Annotated in this window: 18 protein-coding genes; 12 read left to right on the top strand and 6 right to left on the bottom strand. The window is 59.3% G+C overall.

Translation table 11 applies throughout. The features are described 5' to 3' along the window. Positions 1-36: 36 nt before the first annotated feature. From Absy_RS04130 to Absy_RS04110, 5 genes are all read right to left on the bottom strand, one after another. Positions 37-966, bottom strand: coding sequence for a hypothetical protein (locus Absy_RS04130; RefSeq protein WP_048853473.1), 930 nt, complete (start codon positions 964-966; stop codon positions 37-39). Between the two features lie 128 nt (positions 967-1,094). Beyond that, positions 1,095-2,063, bottom strand: a complete 969-nt coding sequence (hslO, locus tag Absy_RS04125; RefSeq protein WP_048853472.1) for an Hsp33 family molecular chaperone HslO — start codon at positions 2,061-2,063, stop codon at positions 1,095-1,097. A gap of 116 nt (positions 2,064-2,179) precedes the next feature. Then, the gene (locus tag Absy_RS04120; RefSeq protein WP_048853471.1) at positions 2,180-2,497 is read right to left on the bottom strand and encodes a hypothetical protein; all 318 of its coding nucleotides are present in this window, start codon (positions 2,495-2,497) and stop codon (positions 2,180-2,182) included. A 4-nt stretch (positions 2,498-2,501) separates the two neighbouring features. Beyond that, positions 2,502-3,500, bottom strand: coding sequence for an ornithine carbamoyltransferase (gene argF / locus Absy_RS04115; protein ID WP_048853470.1), 999 nt, complete (start codon positions 3,498-3,500; stop codon positions 2,502-2,504). Beyond that, positions 3,497-4,705, bottom strand: coding sequence for an aspartate aminotransferase family protein (locus Absy_RS04110; protein ID WP_048853469.1), 1,209 nt, complete (start codon positions 4,703-4,705; stop codon positions 3,497-3,499). The genes argF and Absy_RS04110 overlap by 4 nt, the downstream gene beginning before the upstream one ends. Positions 4,706-4,958: 253 nt before the next feature. Between Absy_RS04110 and Absy_RS04105 the strand changes: the two genes are divergently transcribed. The 12 genes from Absy_RS04105 to Absy_RS04050 all read left to right on the top strand — a co-directional run bounded on the left by Absy_RS04105 (position 4,959) and on the right by Absy_RS04050 (position 17,056). Further along, positions 4,959-5,603, top strand: coding sequence for a RecX family transcriptional regulator (locus Absy_RS04105; RefSeq protein ID WP_048853467.1), 645 nt, complete (start codon positions 4,959-4,961; stop codon positions 5,601-5,603). Then, positions 5,603-6,064, top strand: coding sequence for a CHAP domain-containing protein (locus Absy_RS04100; RefSeq protein ID WP_048853582.1), 462 nt, complete (start codon positions 5,603-5,605; stop codon positions 6,062-6,064). The genes Absy_RS04105 and Absy_RS04100 overlap by 1 nt, the downstream gene beginning before the upstream one ends. Positions 6,065-6,191: 127 nt before the next feature. After that, positions 6,192-6,443, top strand: a complete 252-nt coding sequence (locus tag Absy_RS04095; RefSeq protein ID WP_048853466.1) for a twin-arginine translocase TatA/TatE family subunit — start codon at positions 6,192-6,194, stop codon at positions 6,441-6,443. 27 nt (positions 6,444-6,470) lie between these two features. Next, entirely contained in the window at positions 6,471-7,094 is a 624-nt protein-coding gene (locus tag Absy_RS04090; RefSeq protein ID WP_048853465.1) for a methylthioribulose 1-phosphate dehydratase, read from the top strand. Next, positions 7,091-7,636: a 1,2-dihydroxy-3-keto-5-methylthiopentene dioxygenase gene (locus Absy_RS04085; RefSeq protein ID WP_048853464.1), complete on the top strand. Its 546-nt coding sequence runs from the start codon at positions 7,091-7,093 to the stop codon at positions 7,634-7,636. The genes Absy_RS04090 and Absy_RS04085 overlap by 4 nt, the downstream gene beginning before the upstream one ends. A gap of 15 nt (positions 7,637-7,651) precedes the next feature. Continuing rightward, on the top strand, positions 7,652-8,362 hold the full coding sequence (gene mtnC / locus Absy_RS04080) for an acireductone synthase (protein WP_084596895.1): 711 nt from the start codon (positions 7,652-7,654) through the stop codon (positions 8,360-8,362). 6 nt (positions 8,363-8,368) lie between these two features. Beyond that, positions 8,369-9,313, top strand: coding sequence for a bifunctional riboflavin kinase/FAD synthetase (locus Absy_RS04075; protein WP_048853462.1), 945 nt, complete (start codon positions 8,369-8,371; stop codon positions 9,311-9,313). 153 nt (positions 9,314-9,466) lie between these two features. Further along, a complete protein-coding gene (gene ileS, locus Absy_RS04070) occupies positions 9,467-12,385 on the top strand; it encodes an isoleucine--tRNA ligase (protein WP_048853461.1) in 2,919 nt (972 codons plus the stop codon). An 11-nt stretch (positions 12,386-12,396) separates the two neighbouring features. Then, a complete protein-coding gene (gene lspA, locus Absy_RS04065) occupies positions 12,397-12,882 on the top strand; it encodes a signal peptidase II (RefSeq protein ID WP_048853460.1) in 486 nt (161 codons plus the stop codon). A 55-nt stretch (positions 12,883-12,937) separates the two neighbouring features. Next, positions 12,938-13,459 (top strand): DUF3035 domain-containing protein, encoded by a 522-nt coding sequence (locus Absy_RS04060; RefSeq protein WP_084596893.1) that lies wholly within the window; start codon positions 12,938-12,940, stop codon positions 13,457-13,459. A 15-nt stretch (positions 13,460-13,474) separates the two neighbouring features. Beyond that, positions 13,475-15,418: a DNA mismatch repair endonuclease MutL gene (gene mutL / locus Absy_RS04055; protein ID WP_245614718.1), complete on the top strand. Its 1,944-nt coding sequence runs from the start codon at positions 13,475-13,477 to the stop codon at positions 15,416-15,418. A 117-nt stretch (positions 15,419-15,535) separates the two neighbouring features. Continuing rightward, positions 15,536-17,056: a complex I subunit 4 family protein gene (locus tag Absy_RS04050; RefSeq protein ID WP_048853457.1), complete on the top strand. Its 1,521-nt coding sequence runs from the start codon at positions 15,536-15,538 to the stop codon at positions 17,054-17,056. 59 nt (positions 17,057-17,115) lie between these two features. Here Absy_RS04050 and Absy_RS04045 read toward each other — a convergent pair whose 3' ends face one another. Then, entirely contained in the window at positions 17,116-18,015 is a 900-nt protein-coding gene (locus tag Absy_RS04045) for an EamA family transporter (protein WP_048853456.1), read from the bottom strand. Positions 18,016-18,041: the final 26 nt, after the last annotated feature.

Below are 18,041 nucleotides of genomic sequence, written 5' to 3'. Positions count from 1 at the left end.
GCGCGTGTGTGGCAGCCCGCTGCGGAGGTGCTGGAATTACTGTGTTTTGGCTGTGGATGGGAGTTTGAGAAAACCAGCCTTGGGGGAGAGTGTCTTTTTGGGGGCAGTTTGTGCAGTGCCATCATCCGTTCCCGCAGGGAAAATGGCGTTGGGTTCACTCTCCTGCGCAGGTGTTGCTGCGGCCGTGGAAGCCGTGGTGCTTGCCGTACCCGTTGCTTGCGCAGGGGTTGGTGCCGTGCTGCCCGTTGTTGTGGCCGTGCCGGTTGCGGCGGCTGTTGTGCTGGCAGGGGTTTCCGTCAGGCTGGTCGTATTATCTGATGTGGCACCCGCCAGAGGAGGAGCCTCGGCCGCACCCGTCAGGGACTGGGTCTGTATGGCGTTGTTCATGGGTGTGCCACCGGCATCGACCAGCCATTTGTTCAGGGAGTGGCGGATCTGGTACTCAAATTCGACATTGATGGTCTGCATCATGTCTTTTGTAATTTCGTACAGATTGGCAGCGCTTTCCACATCCTGCGATGGGTCGGGGTGAAGGGTCTGTGTTGCCTGTGCGGATGCCGAGGCAACGCGCTGGCCTTCGGGGTTGAGAATGTCCAGATGCACATTCATCTGCCCATCCAGAGTGCCGCCGGGCTGGTGGAGAATAAACGCCTTATCAATAACAAAATGTGCCGTGGCTGCGGCGGCTGTGTTGCCTGTGGCAATCAGTCGGTCGGCGGCCATCTGCCGTAAGGTATGGTCTGGTGGGGAGGGGGATTTGTACCCAATGTCACCCGGTTCGGGGTTGGTGACCGAATTGTCCACCACGTCCAGTGTTGCCACGTTCAGGTGGATCTGGCCCAGATAATCATAGGTCAGGGGAGCAAAATGGGTTTGTGGTTTTTCCCCTGCGCACCCGGCCAGCGCGGCAGGCAGAACAAAGGCTGCAACCAGATGGGAAAGACGCATACGGGGCAACAGCATCATGGCACAACCTCTTTGCAGCCAACTCAAATTATTAAACGCAATGCCCCGTGGCAGGGGCCATATCCACCCCGTTTAATCTGCTCCGGGGTGGGTGCACCGTCAACAGTGCGCCGGGGGTAAAGTTCCCCCTAGCTCGTGGCGGACGCAATATCCTTGCGGGGAAAATGAAAATCCTTGTTACAGAATTCGCAGGTCATGACGATGGTGTCATTGTTGACGCACATATGGTCCAGATCATCTTCGGGGAAGCGCTGGAGCACATCCACCAGACGGGCACGGGAGCAACGGCAGCCAAAAGCCAGTGCCCGTGACTGGCTGACATGCAGGTCTTCCTCGTGGAACAGGCGGTGCAGCAACTGTGGTGCTGGCAGGGTATCATCCAGCAGTTCGCCCACGGTCAGGGTATTTGCCAGAATGGTGGCTGTTTCCCAGTTATCGTCTGCCTGTGTGGTTCCGTCTGGCGCAGTTGGGGAGGTATCGAGCGTGCCGCCCTCCCCGGCAATGCGTTCGAGAACCAGAGCCCCAGAGCGCCAGCCGGCATCGGTCATTGTGCAGGCCAGCATAATCCAGCAGGCATGTTGTTCGCTGGTGGCAAAGTAATGTGTGGCCATGGCGGCCAGATCATCCCCGGCGATTTCAACAATACCCTGATGGCGCTCCATATCCGGCCCCTGGTCAACCGTAAGGGCCAGATAGCCGTTCCCCATCAGTTCCTTGTCCGTGGGGGTGGGGTTCCGGGCCAGCAGGGTGTTCAGGGCATCCTCATCCGTGCGGGCATAAAAGCGGAGTGCGCCATCGTGCGTACAGTCCGCAACCAGCATGGAAACAGGGCCGTCTCCTTTGATCTGGAGCGAGAATGATCCCTGAAATTTAAGAGCGGAGGCCAGAGCTGCAACAAGAGCCAGAGCCTTGCCCGCAAGAGCGGTAACCTGTGCCGGATTGTCATGGCGGGTCAGCATGGCATCGGCCAGAATGCCAAGGCGGATCAGCCGCCCACGCACCGGACGCCCTGCCAGATAGAAGGGCGTTACACCGCCCGGAACCACCAGACCGGGAACATCGGGGCGATCACGGTCGAGAAAAGCCGGTTTTTCCATAAAAACGTTCTATCCTGCCAATAACAAAATAAAGGTCACCCCCTGAGCCATGTGGACGGGGGGAGTGATGGTACGCCAAAGCCTGTGGTGTTTCAGCACTGGGCTATGGGGTACGGTCAGACCTGAGCGGAAATATCCAGTTCAAGTTTTTCAAGCTGCTGCTCCAGCGTGCGGGCAGCAGTCTGGGAGAGACCTAGTGAGTCGGTCAGGGCACGCAACATCCCCTTGCGGCAGGCATCATGCTCCATATCCAGATCGCCTGCACGGCCACACCCTGCCAGGCAGTCCAGATAAGAGGCGCGGAAAGGAGCCAGCTTGTCCGCCCCGAAAGGAAGGGTCGCCAGAATTTTGTCCAGTGCAGGTTCAACCCAGCCGGGAACAGAGGGCGTATCTTCCGTGGAGGTAGGCATAACGGGTCTTTCCGCATCACTCATTGGTTCATTCCTTGCCAAAGGAGGTCCAGTTGGAGCCTCCCATTGTCCATGCCAGAATGCCCTTTTGGGCGTGCAGGCGGTTTTCGGCCTCGTCAAACACAACGGAGTGTGGGCCTTCAAACACGTCCTGTGTCACTTCCTCACCAATATGGGCAGGCAGGCAGTGCATGAACAGGGCATCCGGGGCTGCAAGGGCCATCAATTTTGTATCCACGCGGTAGGGTTCCAGCCGCGTCATGCGCGAGGCAGCCTCTTCGTGCGAGTCGGACATGCTGACCCATGTATCTGTTACAATGCAGTCCGCATTGTTCACAGCGGCGCGGGGGTCTTCCATCCACTCCACATCACCGCCTTCACGCTTTGCCCAGTCCAGAACGTCCTGCGGGGGCTGCATCTGGAGAGGGGTTGCCGCACGGAGCCTGAAGCCAAAGCGTACGGCCCCTTCAATCAGGGAGACCAGTACATTGTTGCCGTCCCCCGTCCATGCAAACGTGCGGCCACGGACGGGACCACGATGTTCTTCGAACGTCATGATATCGGCCAAAATCTGTACGGGGTGAGAGCTGGGGGTCAGTCCGTTAATAACCGGGCTGGTGCTCCAGCGTGCCAGTTCATGCAGGTTTGTGGTGTTCCCCGTCCGCAGTACAATTGCATCTACAAAGCGGGAGAGCACGCGCGCTGTATCGGCCAGTGTTTCCCCCCGGCCGATCTGCATGTCCTGTGGGCTGAGCACAACGGCATCCCCCCCAAGCTGGCGCATCCCCACCTCAAAGGAAACCCGCGTGCGCGTGGAGGGTTTGGACAGGATAAGCCCAAGCTGTCGCCCGGCCAGTGGCTGGCGTGGGTGCAACGGAAAACGGCGGTTCTGCTGCATCCGCTTCATGCTGCTGGCAACATCAAGGATCTGGCGCAGGGTTGCCGCATCCAGATCCTTGATGTCCAGAAAATGGCGTAGCCCCGTTTGCACCGGCGTTATGGAAGAGGTGGAAAGAGCGGCGCTCATGGGGTTGCCTCCAGCACTGATTTATTTTTGTTCGTGGTTTTAAGGCTGGTTACGGCTTGTACCAGCATGGCTACGGCCTTGCGGCAGTCTTCTTCCGTTACGGTCAGGGGCGGCACAAGGCGCAGTACGTTATCGCCCGCAGTTACGCAGAGCAGCCCGGCTTCCTGCGCGGCGGCCTGTACCTCTGCAACAGCAGGTACGCAGCGCAGGCCGATCAGCAGGCCAAGGCCGCGGCGCTGTTCAAAAATATCGGGGGCATCTGCCACCAGACTGTCAAGCAGTTCGTCCAGCAGGGCGGCACGGGCACAAACCTGATCCAGAAAACCGGGAGCAAGGAGGACGTCCAGCACGGCATTGGCCGCAGCACAGGCCAGTGGGTTGCCACCAAAGGTAGTGCCGTGAGTACCTGCCGTCATGGCTCTGGCTACAGTCTCGGTTGCCAGAATGGCCCCGATGGGGAAGCCCCCTCCAAGCCCTTTGGCGGTGCTCATCACATCAGGTGTAATGCCAGCCCACTGGTGGGCAAATAGGCGACCTGTGCGGCCAACACCGCTCTGCACTTCGTCCAGTGCCAGCAGCACGCCGGTCTGGTCACAAAGAGCGCGCAAGGCACGCAGGTATTCAACGCTTGCGCACTTAATGCCGCTTTCGCCCTGAATGGGTTCGAGCATAACAGCCGCCGTGCGGGGGGTTATGGCTGCCTTGACGGCTTCAATATCGTTAAAGGGAACATGCACAAAGTCCGTAACCGGCGTGCCAAACCCTTCCAGATACTTGGGGTTGCCTGTGGCGGAGAGCATGGCCAGCGTGCGCCCGTGGAACGCACCATCCATGCAGATGATTTCGGTCCGTTCGGGGTGGCCTGCCATCATCTGGGCACGACGGGCCATCTTGACCATGCCTTCGTTGGCTTCCGCACCAGAGTTGCAGAAAAAAACGCTCTCCGCAAAACTGTTGGCCACAAGCCGTTCAGCCAACTGTTCCGCCTGCGGAATGCGGAACAGGTTGGAGACATGCATAACCCGTGCAGCCTGCTGGCTTATGGTTTCGACCAGATGCGGGTGCGCGTGACCAATGGAGCAGGTGGCAATGCCTGCCGCAAAATCCAGAAATCGTCGTCCATCCGATGCGTACAGCCAAGAGCCTTCGCCCCGCTCAAAGGCGAGGTCGGCACGCTTATAGGTCGGCATCAGGGGAGGAATCATGGAATCCGGTCTTTATGTTGGTGGTTATCAAACCTGAATGAGGGAGTCTGGAACAGCGCAAAACAAAAAACGCCCGCTACCGTAAATGGGTGGAGCGGGCGGCCCGTTGCGCTTTTTGTATAATGCCGTGTTCATGTTGCGGGTGTCAAACTTCTGGATTGACAATTTTGCATACCAATTATGCGCATAGTTGCGCCGGGGGTGAGGGAAGAGGTGGCACGCCAGCGCAACATTGCGCATAATACTGGCACCGATGGAAAATACAGCGTCCTTACCCCAGTCCACTCCTCCTCCGCAGCGCGCGGCCCTGCGGGAGGCCGCACTGGCGCATCTGGCACGGTTTGGCACCACCCGGCAGGGGCTGGAGCAGGTTCTGCAGCGCCGGCTGGCCCGCTGGGCACAAAAAGCCATACGTGCGGGGGACTGCCCGGACCTTGTGGCCGAACAGGTGGCGGCCTTGCAGTCTGTAGTGGCTGAGGTTGTGGACGATATGGTGCGCCTTGGTGCGGTGGATGATGCTGTTTTTGCCCGTTCCCGCGTGCGGCGGCTTGTTCGCTCCGGGCGCTCCGGGCGTGCGGTGCAGGCGCATCTGGCGGCCAAAGGCGTGGCCCCGGAATTGCGCGATGAGGCACTGGAAACCGCCGTGGGAACGCTTGGCTCCACGGAGCGGGAACTGTGCGCAGCTCTGGTGCTGGCCCGCAAGCGCAGGCTTGGGCCATTTGCCCTTTCCTCCGCCCCGGAGTGTGAGGAGGAGGATGCCGCTGCACTGGCCCGGCAGAACCGTGCCCTTGGTGTGTTGGCCCGCGCAGGCTTTGCGCGTGATGTTGCCCAGCGGGCGCTGGAGATGGAAGCCGATGAGGCAGAGGACTGGATGGATCGTTTAAGGGCCGAGTCGTGATCGGGCGGTGGGTCTGCCTTGCCTTGCCTTTGCTTCTGGCAGCCTGTGCGGGGGGTGGCCATGGTAGCTGGCGTGGGGCCGTGCAGTGCGCGCCCTATGCCCGGGACCATTCCGACATCAACCTGCGTGGGGATGCAGCATCATGGTGGTGGCAGGCAAAAGGGCAATATGCGCGCAGCCCCCGCCCCAGAGAGGGCGATGTGCTGGTATTCCGTGCCACACGCCGGTTGCCATCGGGCCATGTTTCGGTTGTGCGGGAGGTGCGCAGTAGCCGTCTGGTTCTGGTCGATCATGCAAACTGGGAGCCGGGGGAAGTAACCCGCCATGCCCCCGTGCAGGATGTCTCTCCAAGAAATGACTGGACGCGGGTGCGGGTGTGGTGGTCCCCGGTCCATGCGTTTGGCAAGACCGTTTATCCGACCTACGGCTTTATAGAACCCTATACGCCGGGAAATAGCTGAACAGCGCGTTTGTCAGGTTAAAAAGGAAAAACTTGCATCGCGGCCTGTTCGCCCTCATGTAAAAAGCGAATAAGGCAAGCAGACTGGCCGCACATGCGCGCCGTTAAGGTTTGAAGGAAAGAGTGTAATGGGCAGCTTGAGCATCTGGCACTGGCTTATTGTTCTGGTGGTCGTGCTGGTGTTGTTTGGCGGTGGCGGCAAAATCAGCACCATCATGGGGGATATGGCCAAAGGCATTAAATCCTTCAAAAAGCACATGGCCGACGATGAGCCGATGGACGATAACGCCCCCCGGACGGGCGCTGGTCACATTGCACCGCCCCCCGCACCAGCAGCCGACCGTACGGCCGCTCCTGCGGACAAGACGGTCCAGCACTAACCCACGCCCAGGAAGGCCATAAGCGCCATGACAGATAACGCCACCACGGATTTTGTCCGCGGCGCGCAGGATATTGTGTCCGCTGGCCAGCGGATGGATGCGCGTGGCTGGGTTCCGGCCACGGCGGGCAATATCAGTTGCAGGCTGCCGGACGGGCGCATCGCCATTACACGTTCAGGTTGCCACAAGGGCTTCCTGAGTGTGGAGGACGTTATAACCGTTGATCTGGCGGGGCAGCCCCACCAACCACAGAACAAGCCAAGTGCGGAAACCCTGCTGCATTGTCAGGTTTACCGTCTGCTGCCCAATGTGGGGGCCGTGCTGCATGGGCATTCTGTTGCTTCTACCGTTCTTTCCATGACCGAGCCTGCCAACGCCCTGACGCTGGAGGGCTATGAGGTCCAGAAGGTGTTTGAGGGTCAGTCCACGCATGAGGCCTGCGTGCAGGTGCCGCTGTTTGCCAATGATCAGGATATTGCCCGTCTGGCGCGTGAGGTTGAGCCGTTTTTTGCCAACATGCCAGCAGGCTACATTATCCGCGGTCATGGGGTGTATGTGTGGGGCAGGGACATGCGTGCAGCACTCGCCCGTCTGGAAGGGTTGGAGTTCCTGCTGGCCTGTGTGCTGGAAAGAAGGAATCTGGGCCAATGAGTAGCCTGAGTGTGTTTGAGGACAACCGCCCCGGCGTGCCGTTGTTGCAGACGCAGGACGGGGAAAAAATTGCCGCAGCCCTTGCCCCGTTTGGCATTCGGTTTGAACGGTGGGATGCAGTGGCACCTCCCCCCAAAGATGCGGACGAGGCTACGGTTCTGGCGACTTACCGCCCTTGGCTGGATAAGCTGATGGGGGAAACAGGGGCAGGCTCGGCGGATGTACTGCGCGTTAATGCCCAGACTCCCAACAAGGAGGCCCTGCGGAGCAAATTTTTGTCCGAGCATACGCACAGCGAGGATGAGGTGCGGTTTTTTGTGCATGGTGGGGGCCATTTTATCATGCACATCGATGACCGGGTGTACGATGTGGAATGCACACAGGGCGATCTGATCTCTGTGCCAGAAGGGTATAAACACTGGTTTGATGCGGGCCCGCAGCCCGATATGGTGACCCTGCGCATTTTTACCCACAAGGAAGGCTGGGTTGCCCGTTATACGGGTACGGATATTGCCCGCCAGTTCCCTTCCTTTTCCAGCTGAACAGATTGGACCATGATGCAGAATACGGGCTCAAACACGCCACGCGTGGTGCTGCTGGATATTGAGGGCACCACCCTGCCTGTGGCTTTTGTACACAAAGTCCTTTTCCCTTACGCACGCACCCATCTGCCAGCCTTGCTGGTCCAGCAGTCTGATAATCCGGTTGTCAGGCAGGCTCTGGCGGAAACCGCGCAGCTTGCGCCCGGTGTGCCGGTAGCCGAACAGCTTGAACGCTGGATGGATGCGGATGCCAAGGTTGCCCCGCTTAAAAGCCTTCAGGGGCTATGCTGGGAGCAGGGGTACCGTCAGGGCGAGCTGGTGGCAGACCTGTATGCCGATGTTGTGCCTGTGCTACGGGCATGGAAGGCTGCGGGCATAACGCTGGCAGTCTATTCCTCTGGTTCGGAAGCTGCGCAAAAACTGATTTATGGCTACACGGAGCAAGGGGATGTCACGCCTTTGTTCAGTGCGTTTTTTGACCTTAAAATGGGTGGTAAGCGCGAGGCCGCAAGTTATAGCGCCATTGTGGGTAAGGCAGGCTGGAACCCGGCGGACGTGCTGTTTTTGTCCGATGTTGTGGCGGAACTGGCTGCGGCCGCGCAGGCCGGGTTGCAGGTTTGCCAGATTGCCCGCCCGCAGGATGGAACCGTAGCGGATGCGGATTACCGTGTTGCGGCCAGCCTGCCCGAGGCAGCCCATCTGTTCGGTCTGCCCGAAGGAGCATAAAGGGTCGTGACAATCTGCCTGCACACCAACTGGCGGGACATCCCCGCAGAGGCACATGGCTGTGCCGCCGCACTGGGTAATTTTGATGGTGTGCACCTCGGTCATGCTCATTTGCTGCGCTCGGTTTTTGCGGCCCGGCCTGACCTGCCGCCCGCAGTGGTTACGTTTGAGCCACATCCGCGCGAGCTGTTCCGGCCGCAGGACCCGCCATTCCGGCTTACGCTTTCCGCCGAACGGCTGGAGGCATTGCGGGCCGTAGGGGTCCGCCATGTTTTTCAGATCGGGTTTGACAAGGCTTTTTCCGAACTGACCGCCGAACAGTTTGTGGAGGATGTTCTGCATGGTGCGCTCCATCTGCGCCATGTGGGATGTGGCCCGGATTTTGCCTTTGGGCACAGACGGGGCGGCAATGTGGCATTTCTGGCGGAACGTACGCACGAGCTGGGTATGGGCTTTACTGCCGTGCAGGCTCTGGCAGATGCCGGAGGGCCTTTTTCCTCCTCACGCATTCGGCGCTTGCTGCAGGATGGTTACCCCGAGGAGGCTGCGGAGGAACTGGGCCGCAAATGGTGCATCCGCGGGACAGTGCAGCATGGCGACAAGCGCGGCAGGTTGTTGGGCTTTCCCACCGCCAATATTCCGCTTGGGCGACATCTGGAGCCTGCACGGGGTGTGTATGCGGTTACGGTCAGATTGCCAGATGGGCAGACACACCGGGGGGTTGCCAACATAGGCCGCCGTCCAACCATTAATGATGGGCAGGAAAGCCGGCTGGAAGCGCATCTGTTTGACTTTGAGGGGGACCTGTATGGGCAGGAACTCTCGGTCGCATTGCATAGTCTGCTGCGCGAGGAAAAGCGTTTTGCCGGACTGGATGCGCTAAAAAACCAGATTGAGCAGGATGCAGCGCAGGCCCGGAAGGTTCTGGACGCAGGTGCCCCCCGGAGCTGAGCAGAAGGGCATGGGCAGGGCCGGGTTGAACAGTGCTGCCCGGTTTGGTGCTTGACCCTGAGCTTTTCCTTTTTGATAAGACAGTAACGACCAAGGTGGCATGGTGCCCAAAGCCCATGCCATGAACCCGAACCAGAGTGACCTCAGCCTCCCATGACCTCATCGAGCAGCGAACCCGACAAGACCACCCTGGCCGACCAGTATCGTAATACGGTGTTTCTGCCACGGACCACTTTTCCCATGCGTGGCAACCTGCCCCAGCAGGAACCCAAATGGCTTGAAAAATGGCGTGCAGGCGGTCTGGATGAACGGTTGAAGCAGCAGGCCGAGGGCCGCCCGGTTTTTACACTGCATGATGGTCCGCCCTACGCAAACGGGAACCTGCACATTGGTCATGCGCTGAACAAGATCAACAAGGACGTTATTAACCGCGCCCACCGCATGGCAGGTTATGCGGTGCGTTACGTACCGGGCTGGGACTGCCACGGTCTGCCCATTGAATGGAAAGTGGAAGAAGGTTACCGCAAAGCCAAGCGGGACAAGGATTCCGTTCCCGTGTTGGAATTCCGGGCGGAATGCCGGAGCTACGCTGCGAACTGGCTGAATATTCAGATGCAGGAATTCCAGCGGCTGGGGGTGCAGGCCGAATGGCAGAACCGCTACGCTACGATGGATTTTTCCTCCGAAGCAACGATTGTGGAGGAAATTGGCCGCTTCCTGCTCAATGGCAAGCTGTACCGTGGTTTGCGCCCGGTGATGTGGAGCCCGGTTGAAAAAACCGCTCTGGCTGAAGCTGAAATCGAATACCACGACCACACCTCCACCACCATTCTGGTCGCGTTCCCGGTCGTCAAGGACCCCACACCAGCTCATGCTCTGGCCGATGTGTCCGTTGTAATCTGGACCACCACACCGTGGACCATTCCGGGCAACCGGGCGCTGGCTTACGGGCCGGAGATCACCTACGTGGTCCTGCGGGTGGATGAAACAGCCGAAGGCGCCATGCTGGAACCCGGTGCCCGTGTGCTGGTGGCTGAAGCACTCGTCGAGTCCTTTTGCGACCAGGCGCATGTAAACGCGCACCATGTGCTGTACACCCTCCCCGGTAGTGCACTGGCAGGTGCCGTGTGTGCCCACCCTCTGCGTGGTGCCGGGTATGATTTTGATGTGCCCATGCTGGCGGGGGACTTTGTAACCACGGATGCCGGGACCGGCCTTGTGCATCAGGCTCCCGCCCATGGTGAGGATGACTTCATGCTCTGCCGCGCCAATGGCGTGGATGTGCCCGAAACCGTGCAGGATGATGGTACATATGCCCCGTGGGTTCCGGGTTTTGCCGGGGTGCATGTGTTCAAAGCGGCGGATGTGGTCTGTGCCACGCTAACAAGCGTTATGGAGCGTGCCAATGCTGCTGGCACGGCACCGGCCGGGCTGGTCGGTCGGGGGCAGATTGTGCATTCCTACCCTCATTCATGGCGGTCGCGTGCTCCGGTTATCTACCGTGCGACCCCGCAGTGGTTCATCCGGATGGATGGTGAGAACGCCCTGCGTGAGAATGCGCTTAAAGCGTTGGAAAATGTGACCTTTGTGCCTGCTCAGGCCCGCAACCGCCTGACGTCCATGATTCGCACCCGGCCGGACTGGTGCATCAGCCGCCAGCGTGCATGGGGCGTGCCCATTGCCGTGTTTGTGGAAAAACGCACAGGCGAGGTCCTGCGTGACCCCGCAGTTATGCAGCGTGTGGTTGACGCATTCCGCTCCGAAGGGGCGGATGCCTGGTACACATCGGAACCTGCGCGCTTTCTGGGGGATGCGTACAAACCTGACGAGTACGAACAGGTGTTCGATATTGTGGACGTCTGGTTCGAAAGTGGCTCGACCCATGCCTTTGTGCTGGGGCGTCCGGGACTGAACTTCCCCGCTGACCTGTATCTGGAAGGGTCGGACCAGCACCGTGGGTGGTTCCAGTCCTCTTTGCTGGAGAGCGTGGGCACACGGGGAGTCTCGCCCTACAAGGCATTGGTAACCAATGGCTTTGTGCTGGACGAACAGGGGCGCAAAATGTCCAAGTCCTTGGGCAATGTTATTGCGCCGCAGGATGTTAACGACAGCATGGGGGCAGACGTGCTGCGCCTGTGGGTGATGAATTCCGATACCAATGATGACCTGCGAATTGGTAAGGAAATTCTCAAGCAGCAGGGTGAACTGTATCGCCGCCTGCGGAATACGCTGCGTTGGCTGCTGGGTGGGCTGGATGGTTTTACCGATGCGGAAGTCGTACCCTACGACCAGTTGCCCGAACTTGAGCGCTGGGTTCTGCACCGGCTGACGGAACTGGGTGGGCTGGTGACCCGTGCAGTAGAAACCCATGAATGGGTTGGGGTGTACCCCGCCCTGCATGGGTTCTGCACCACCGATCTGTCTGCTTTCTACTTTGATATCCGTAAGGATGCACTGTACTGCGATGCGCCATCCAGCCTTACGCGCCGTGCCGTGCGTACGGTGTTGGATGTGCTACACCGTTGCCTGACCACATGGCTGGCTCCGGTGCTGGTTTTTACGGCGGAAGAAGCATGGACAGCCCGATTTGGCGAAGAGGCCAGTGTGCACGAGCAGTCCTTTCCCGATCTGCCGGTGGAATGGAGTGACCCTGCACTGGAAGAACGCTGGACGCGTATCCGTTCCGTGCGCCGGATTATTACAACCGAAATCGAAGGCGCGCGCCGTGCTGGCACTATTGGTTCCTCGTTGCAAGCGCAGGTGGAACTGACCCTGTCGGAAGAGGAAGCGGCTTTGTTCGCGGGTGTAAACTGGGGCGAACTGGCCATTGTCTCCCACGTGGAGGTCGTGATCGACCCCACATCCTCCTCCATTTATGTGGACGGGGATGAAGGAGGCGACCTGCATGGTGCGCCTGTGGTCCGCGTGGCAGAGGGTGAAAAATGCGCCCGCTGCTGGAAGGTCCTGCCCGAAACCGGGTCTAACCCCGCGTATCCGGGTCTGTGCCTGCGTTGTGCGGATGTGGTGGGCCAGAGCGGCTTTGTGAGCACAGCGGTGCAGGAGGGCGCGTGAACAGGCCGTTCATGCTCCGGCCCATAGGAACAGGGCTGCTTGTTCTGATGCTGGTTCTCTCGGCGGATCAGCTTAGCAAGTTCTGGATTCTCTACGGGCTGGACCTGCCAGCCCGTGGCTCCGTAGCTGTGCTGCCCTTTCTTAACTTTACCATGGTCTGGAACCATGCCGTAACATTTGGCATGTTTGGCGGGCTTGGTGGTGCGGGGCGGATTGTGTTTTCCGTTATCGCAATGGTAGTAGCTTGTTGTCTGCTTGTATGGATGGCCAGAACGCCCAGCAAGTTGACCGCAGCATGTGTGGGGGCGGTCACCGGTGGCGCCATAGGTAACGTTATTGATCGTGTACGTTATGGCGCTGTGGTGGATTTTTTACATGCACATGCATTCGGATGGTCTTGGTATGTGTTCAATGTGGCTGACTCCGCTATAGTATGCGCGGTATGCGTATTGCTGTTGCAGAATTTTCTGTCAGATGGGCAGCAGCAGACATCTTAGGCATAGGCAGCCCGCGCCAGAGTGCGCGGTTTTCAGGATGAGTGGAAGGCAGATGATAGTGCGCCGTGTTTCGACCCTGATTTCTCCGGTGCTGCTGGTAGGCGGCTGCATGATGCTGAGCGGCTGCTCCGGGCACGAGGCAGCCCGTGCGTTCGGTCTGGAACGCAGCCTGCCAGACGAATATACGGTAACAACCCGCTCCCCCCTGTCCATGCCCCCTTCGGACGAGCTGGTTAAACCCACCAAAGGGGATGAACGCAGGCAGGATGAAAGCGAACGCCTGCAGGCGCTGGAAACCATCTCCCCCGATGTGGCGCTGCGTGGCACCAATGGGGACACCAGCGAAGGCCAGACCATTCTGGTGAACGAGGCAACGGCAGCAGCGGATGAACCCGATCAGGGCGAACTGGGTGCGGCTGGTACAGGCTTTGTGCAGCAGCTGATGTTCTGGAAAGGGGGAAAAGCCGGTGGCGTTGTGAATGCGGATGAAGAAAATCGCCGTCTCAAAACCAACGCAGCACTTGGGGCTCCTCCAACCAAGGGCGTTACGCCCACCCAGCACCCCAAAAAAAGCTAGGGTAAGGGTCTGACCATGTCAGACCTGCCCGCACAACAGTCTGCTATGCCAGATACACTGCCCGATCATCCGCATGTGCGGCGGTTGCCAGAAGTTATTGTCAACCGCATTGCGGCAGGCGAGGTTATTGAGCGCCCCGCTGCTGCCGTAAAAGAATTGATAGAAAACGCCATAGATGCCGGTGCCCGCCGTTTGAGCATCGCGCTCGACGGGGGCGGTGTGGAGCGCATGATTGTTACGGATGACGGCATTGGCATGTCTCCCGCAGATCTGGCGCTGGCGGTTGAGCGGCATTGTACCTCCAAACTGGGGGACGAAACGCTGGTGCATATCAACACCCTCGGTTTTCGGGGGGAGGCGCTGCCTTCCATTGGAGCGGCCGCGCGGTTGAGCATTACCTCCCGCCCAAAGGGGGCGCAGGGGGCATGGCGTATTCGGGTTGAAGGGGGCAGAACATATGCGCCCGAACCGGTAGCAGGGGCATTTGGCACCAGCGTTGTGGTCGAAGACCTGTTTTTTGCCACGCCCGCGCGCCGCAAGTTTTTAAAAAGCGCCCGTGTGGAAGGGCGACATGTAGAGAGTGTGGTGCGCCGTCTGGCGCTGGCCGTGCCGCAGACTGCGTTCAGGTTTGTGCTGGATGGGCGCGAGGTGCTTGATCTGCCATCGCAGGATATGGCCGCCCGCGCCGCAGCATTGCTGGATGCCAGCGAGGCAGATGGGTTCCTGAGCATAGATGGCGTGCGTGATGGCATGACCTTGACCGGCTTTATCTGCCCGCCCTCTGTGCATCGCTCCACGGCTAACGGGCAGTTTATGCTGGTTAATGGGCGTCCGGTGGTGGACCCCGTGCTCAAAACCGCTGTGCGTGTGGCCTACCGGCGGGTTATTGAGCCGGGGCGTCATCCTGTGGTTGCACTTATGCTGAGCGTTCCGCCTGAACAGGTGGATGTAAACGTCCATCCTGCCAAAACAGAACTCCGTTTTGCAGATGAAGCGTCTGTGCGGTCTTTGGTCATTGGTACACTCCAGCGTGCTCTGGAACATGGAGCCGGTATTGCGGGTGTACGACCGGTTTTATCGTCCGCACCCAGGGCGACCCGCATCTGGTACCCGCCGGAGCAGGGGCAGGCTGCTCCGGCACCCGCGCCAATCCATGCGGCCACCACACATCCGGTATCAGGCGTGGCGGAACCGCGCCTGATGTTTGGGGATACACCATCTGCCCGCACGCTGCCCCTTGCTTCAGGCACAGTGTCTTTTGCCGCGACGGGTGTTGAAAACGCACAGGCCGTGGGCGAGGGCCGGGCAGATGCTGCCGCTGCGGCCATGGCGGAAAGGGGCATGGCTCAGGTTGGGCCAGAACACCCGCTAGGTGCTGCTGTGGCGCAGGTGCTGGATATGTATATTCTGGCCGTTGCGGCGGACGGGAGTCTGGTTCTTGTGGACCAACATGCCGCTCACGAGCGGTTAACGCACGAACGCCTGCGCGAGCAGTATTTGAGCGGGCGCGTACAAGCCCAGCGTTTGCTGGTGCCAGATGTTATAGATCTGCCACGTGTGCAGCAGGACCTGCTACTGGCCCGCCAGCCTATGCTGGAAAGACTCGGGGTGGAGATAGAAGAGTTCGGAGGAGGCTCCATTCTGGTGCGCGCCTTGCCAGCCATGCTTGGCAAGAGCGATGCGGTCAGCCTCCTGCGCGATCTGGCGGACGAGCTGGAAGCGGATGAAAACGGCGCACCGGACGAAATGGCGTCCCTCGATGGCAAACTGGATGCGGTTATTGCCCGCATGGCCTGCCATGGCAGCATTAGGGCTGGGCGACGGTTAGCACCAGAGGAAATGAACGCTCTGCTCCGCCAGATGGAGGCGACCCCCCGTGCGGGAACCTGCTCGCATGGTCGGCCGACATGGCTCAAACTCAGCCGCAATGATCTCGAAAAGTTGTTTGGCCGCCGTTAGGCACCCGGCCTTGCCCATAGGGGTGATCGGCGGAACGTGAACAGCCCGATGCTGGCTTAGAACGGTAAAATGGAGCAGTCTTAAAAAACTGTCATTAAACCCGGATGGTGTGAAGCCGTGCAGCCTATCCTGCTTTCGCTGATAACCTATCTTCCTCTCGCAGGCGCTGTTGCGGCCTTTCTTTGCCCTGGTCATGGACCGGAGCGGGACCGCACGGCGCGCTGGTTGGGGTTGTGGACTACATTGCTAACCTTTGGGCTGAGCGTGCTGCTGTGGATTGGTTTTGATCCCCAGCAACCCGGCCTGCAATTTGAAACCCGCCTGAAGTGGCTGAGCGATTATGGTATTTCCTACCATACGGGGGTGGATGGGATCAGTCTGGTCTTTATCCTTCTCACGGCTTTTCTAACGCCTTTGGCATTGGGGGCTGGCTGGCGTAGCGTGCAAACACAGGGGCGGGACTTTGTGGCCGCCATGCTGTTGTTGGAAACAGCCCTGTTTGGCCTGTTCTCTGCTCAGGATCTGGTGCTGTTTTACGTTTTTTACGAAGCAACACTTATTCCGGGCTGCCTGATGATTGGCATATGGGGTGGTGCCAAACGGGTGTGGGCATCGCTCCAGTTCTTCCTGTTTACCTTTGGTGGCTCGCTGTTCATGCTGGTCGGGCTGATCACCATGTGGCTGCACGCGGGCACGACCGATATTCCAGCTCTTATGCACGCTGGTTTTTCCCATTCCTTGCAGGGCTGGCTCCTTCTGGCCTTTTTGCTGGCTTTTGGCGTAAAGCTGCCTTTGTTTCCGCTCCACGCATGGTTGCCCGATGCTTATACGGAGGCTCCCACGCCTGCTTCGGCCATGTTGTCGGGCGTTTTGTCCAAAACAGGGGCATATGGCTTGCTGCGCTTTGGCGTGCTCATGTTCCCCAATGCCGTGCGTGAGTTTGCACCTTATGTGCTGGCGCTGGGCGTCGTGGCCATTCTGTATGCGGCATTTGTGGCCTTTGCCCAGACCGATATGAAGCGGCTTATCGCCTATTCGTCCTTTTCCCACATGGGCATGATCGCAGTCGGGCTGTTTACCCTCACGGCGGAAGGGATTGATGGGGCAATCTTTCAGATGCTTTCCCACGGGGTGGTTATTGCCGCACTGTTCTTTTGTGTAGCAGCCGTGGCTTGGCGGGCAGAAACGCGCGAGATTGCTGATCTGGGGGGTGTTGCGCGCCAGATGCCTGTGCTTGCCCTGCTGGCCATGCTGTTTACCATGGCCAATGTGGGCTTGCCCGGCACAGGTGCCTTTGTGGGAGAACTGCTGGTGCTGATGGGGGCCGTGCATGTGTCCATCTGGGTTGCGCTACTGGCTGGTGGCACCATGATCATGGGGGCTGTTTACATGCTCTCGCTTTATCGTCGGGTACTGTTTGGCAGCGTACGTGGTACGGTTGGGCTGCTCCGTGACCTGACGGTCGGGGAAATTGCGGTGCTGGCTCCGCTGGCCGTGCTTACGCTGTGGATGGGGGTGCACCCAAGCACCTTTACCCGGCTGTTTGACCCTATGGTCATGCAGGCTGTGCACGCCAATATGGGCGATGTTGCCTCGTATTCCGTGCAGAACCCGGTTCTTCATCTGGCTAGCCAGTAAGATAAACCGGGTTTAAGGGCGCACCCGCCTTTGCTGGGGAGGTTACGGCCGGTTAGTCTTTAGTCTGGAAGAACCGGCCCTTCCTGCGGTGTGGGGCGTGTACGCTGGGGTGTAAGCACGGTACCAACAGAGGCCGATGCCACACATAAAATACCACATACATGGAGGAAGGACGGAATTTCGTGCAGCAGCATGGCGCCCGCCAGTGCTGCCGAAACAGGCTCCAGGCTGCACAGAACCCCAAACTCCCGGGCTGAGAGTTTTTGCATGGCCTGCATTTCCAAGGCGTAAGGCAGGGCAGAAGAACACAGCGCGACCAGAACACTCAGCCCAAGCAGGGTAGGGGTGTGCAGGCCCGTCCACAGGGCTGGTGCCGTGCAGGGTACAAAAACCGCAACCGCACCACAGAGCATTCCAAGGGAACACGCCTGACCAGATGGCAGCTTGCCAGCAAGGTTATGGGCAAAAAGAATGTACAGCGCCCAAAATGCGGCAGCGAGCAGCGCAAACAGAATACCCAGAAGGTCCGGGCTTATGGCTGATTCGGGCCGCAGGAGCAGCACAAGTCCCATAAGGGTCAGGCTGGTCCAGACAACGTCGCTCCAGCGCCGTGTCTGAATAAAAGACAGGACAAGAGGGCCGGTAAATTCCAGAGCTACGGTTGTGCCTAGCGGCAGGCGGCCCAGAGCAAGGTAGAAAAAATAGTTCATACCTGCGAGCGACAGCCCATAAGGCAATACCAGAAGCAGCACCCTGCGCGAGATGGCATGCCAGCTCCGGAAAAAGACCATGAGCATAATGGCGGCAAAAAAGGTGCGTAGCCCCAGCATTCCGGTTGCCCCAAAAGTGGGGAACAGCATTTTGGCGTAGGAAGACCCAAACTGCAGGCAGAGCATTCCTCCAATAACCTGCGCTAGAGCCGCAAAGCGACCTCGCACCGAAGAAGTAGGCATACTCATGGATTGGTCACTTTACGGCAGGCCGT

Source organism: Acetobacter syzygii (genome assembly GCF_000964225.1).
Lineage (GTDB): Bacteria > Pseudomonadota > Alphaproteobacteria > Acetobacterales > Acetobacteraceae > Acetobacter > Acetobacter syzygii.
The sequence above is the reverse complement of the archived record's forward strand: the minus strand, read 5'-3'. Positions and strand labels throughout refer to the sequence as shown.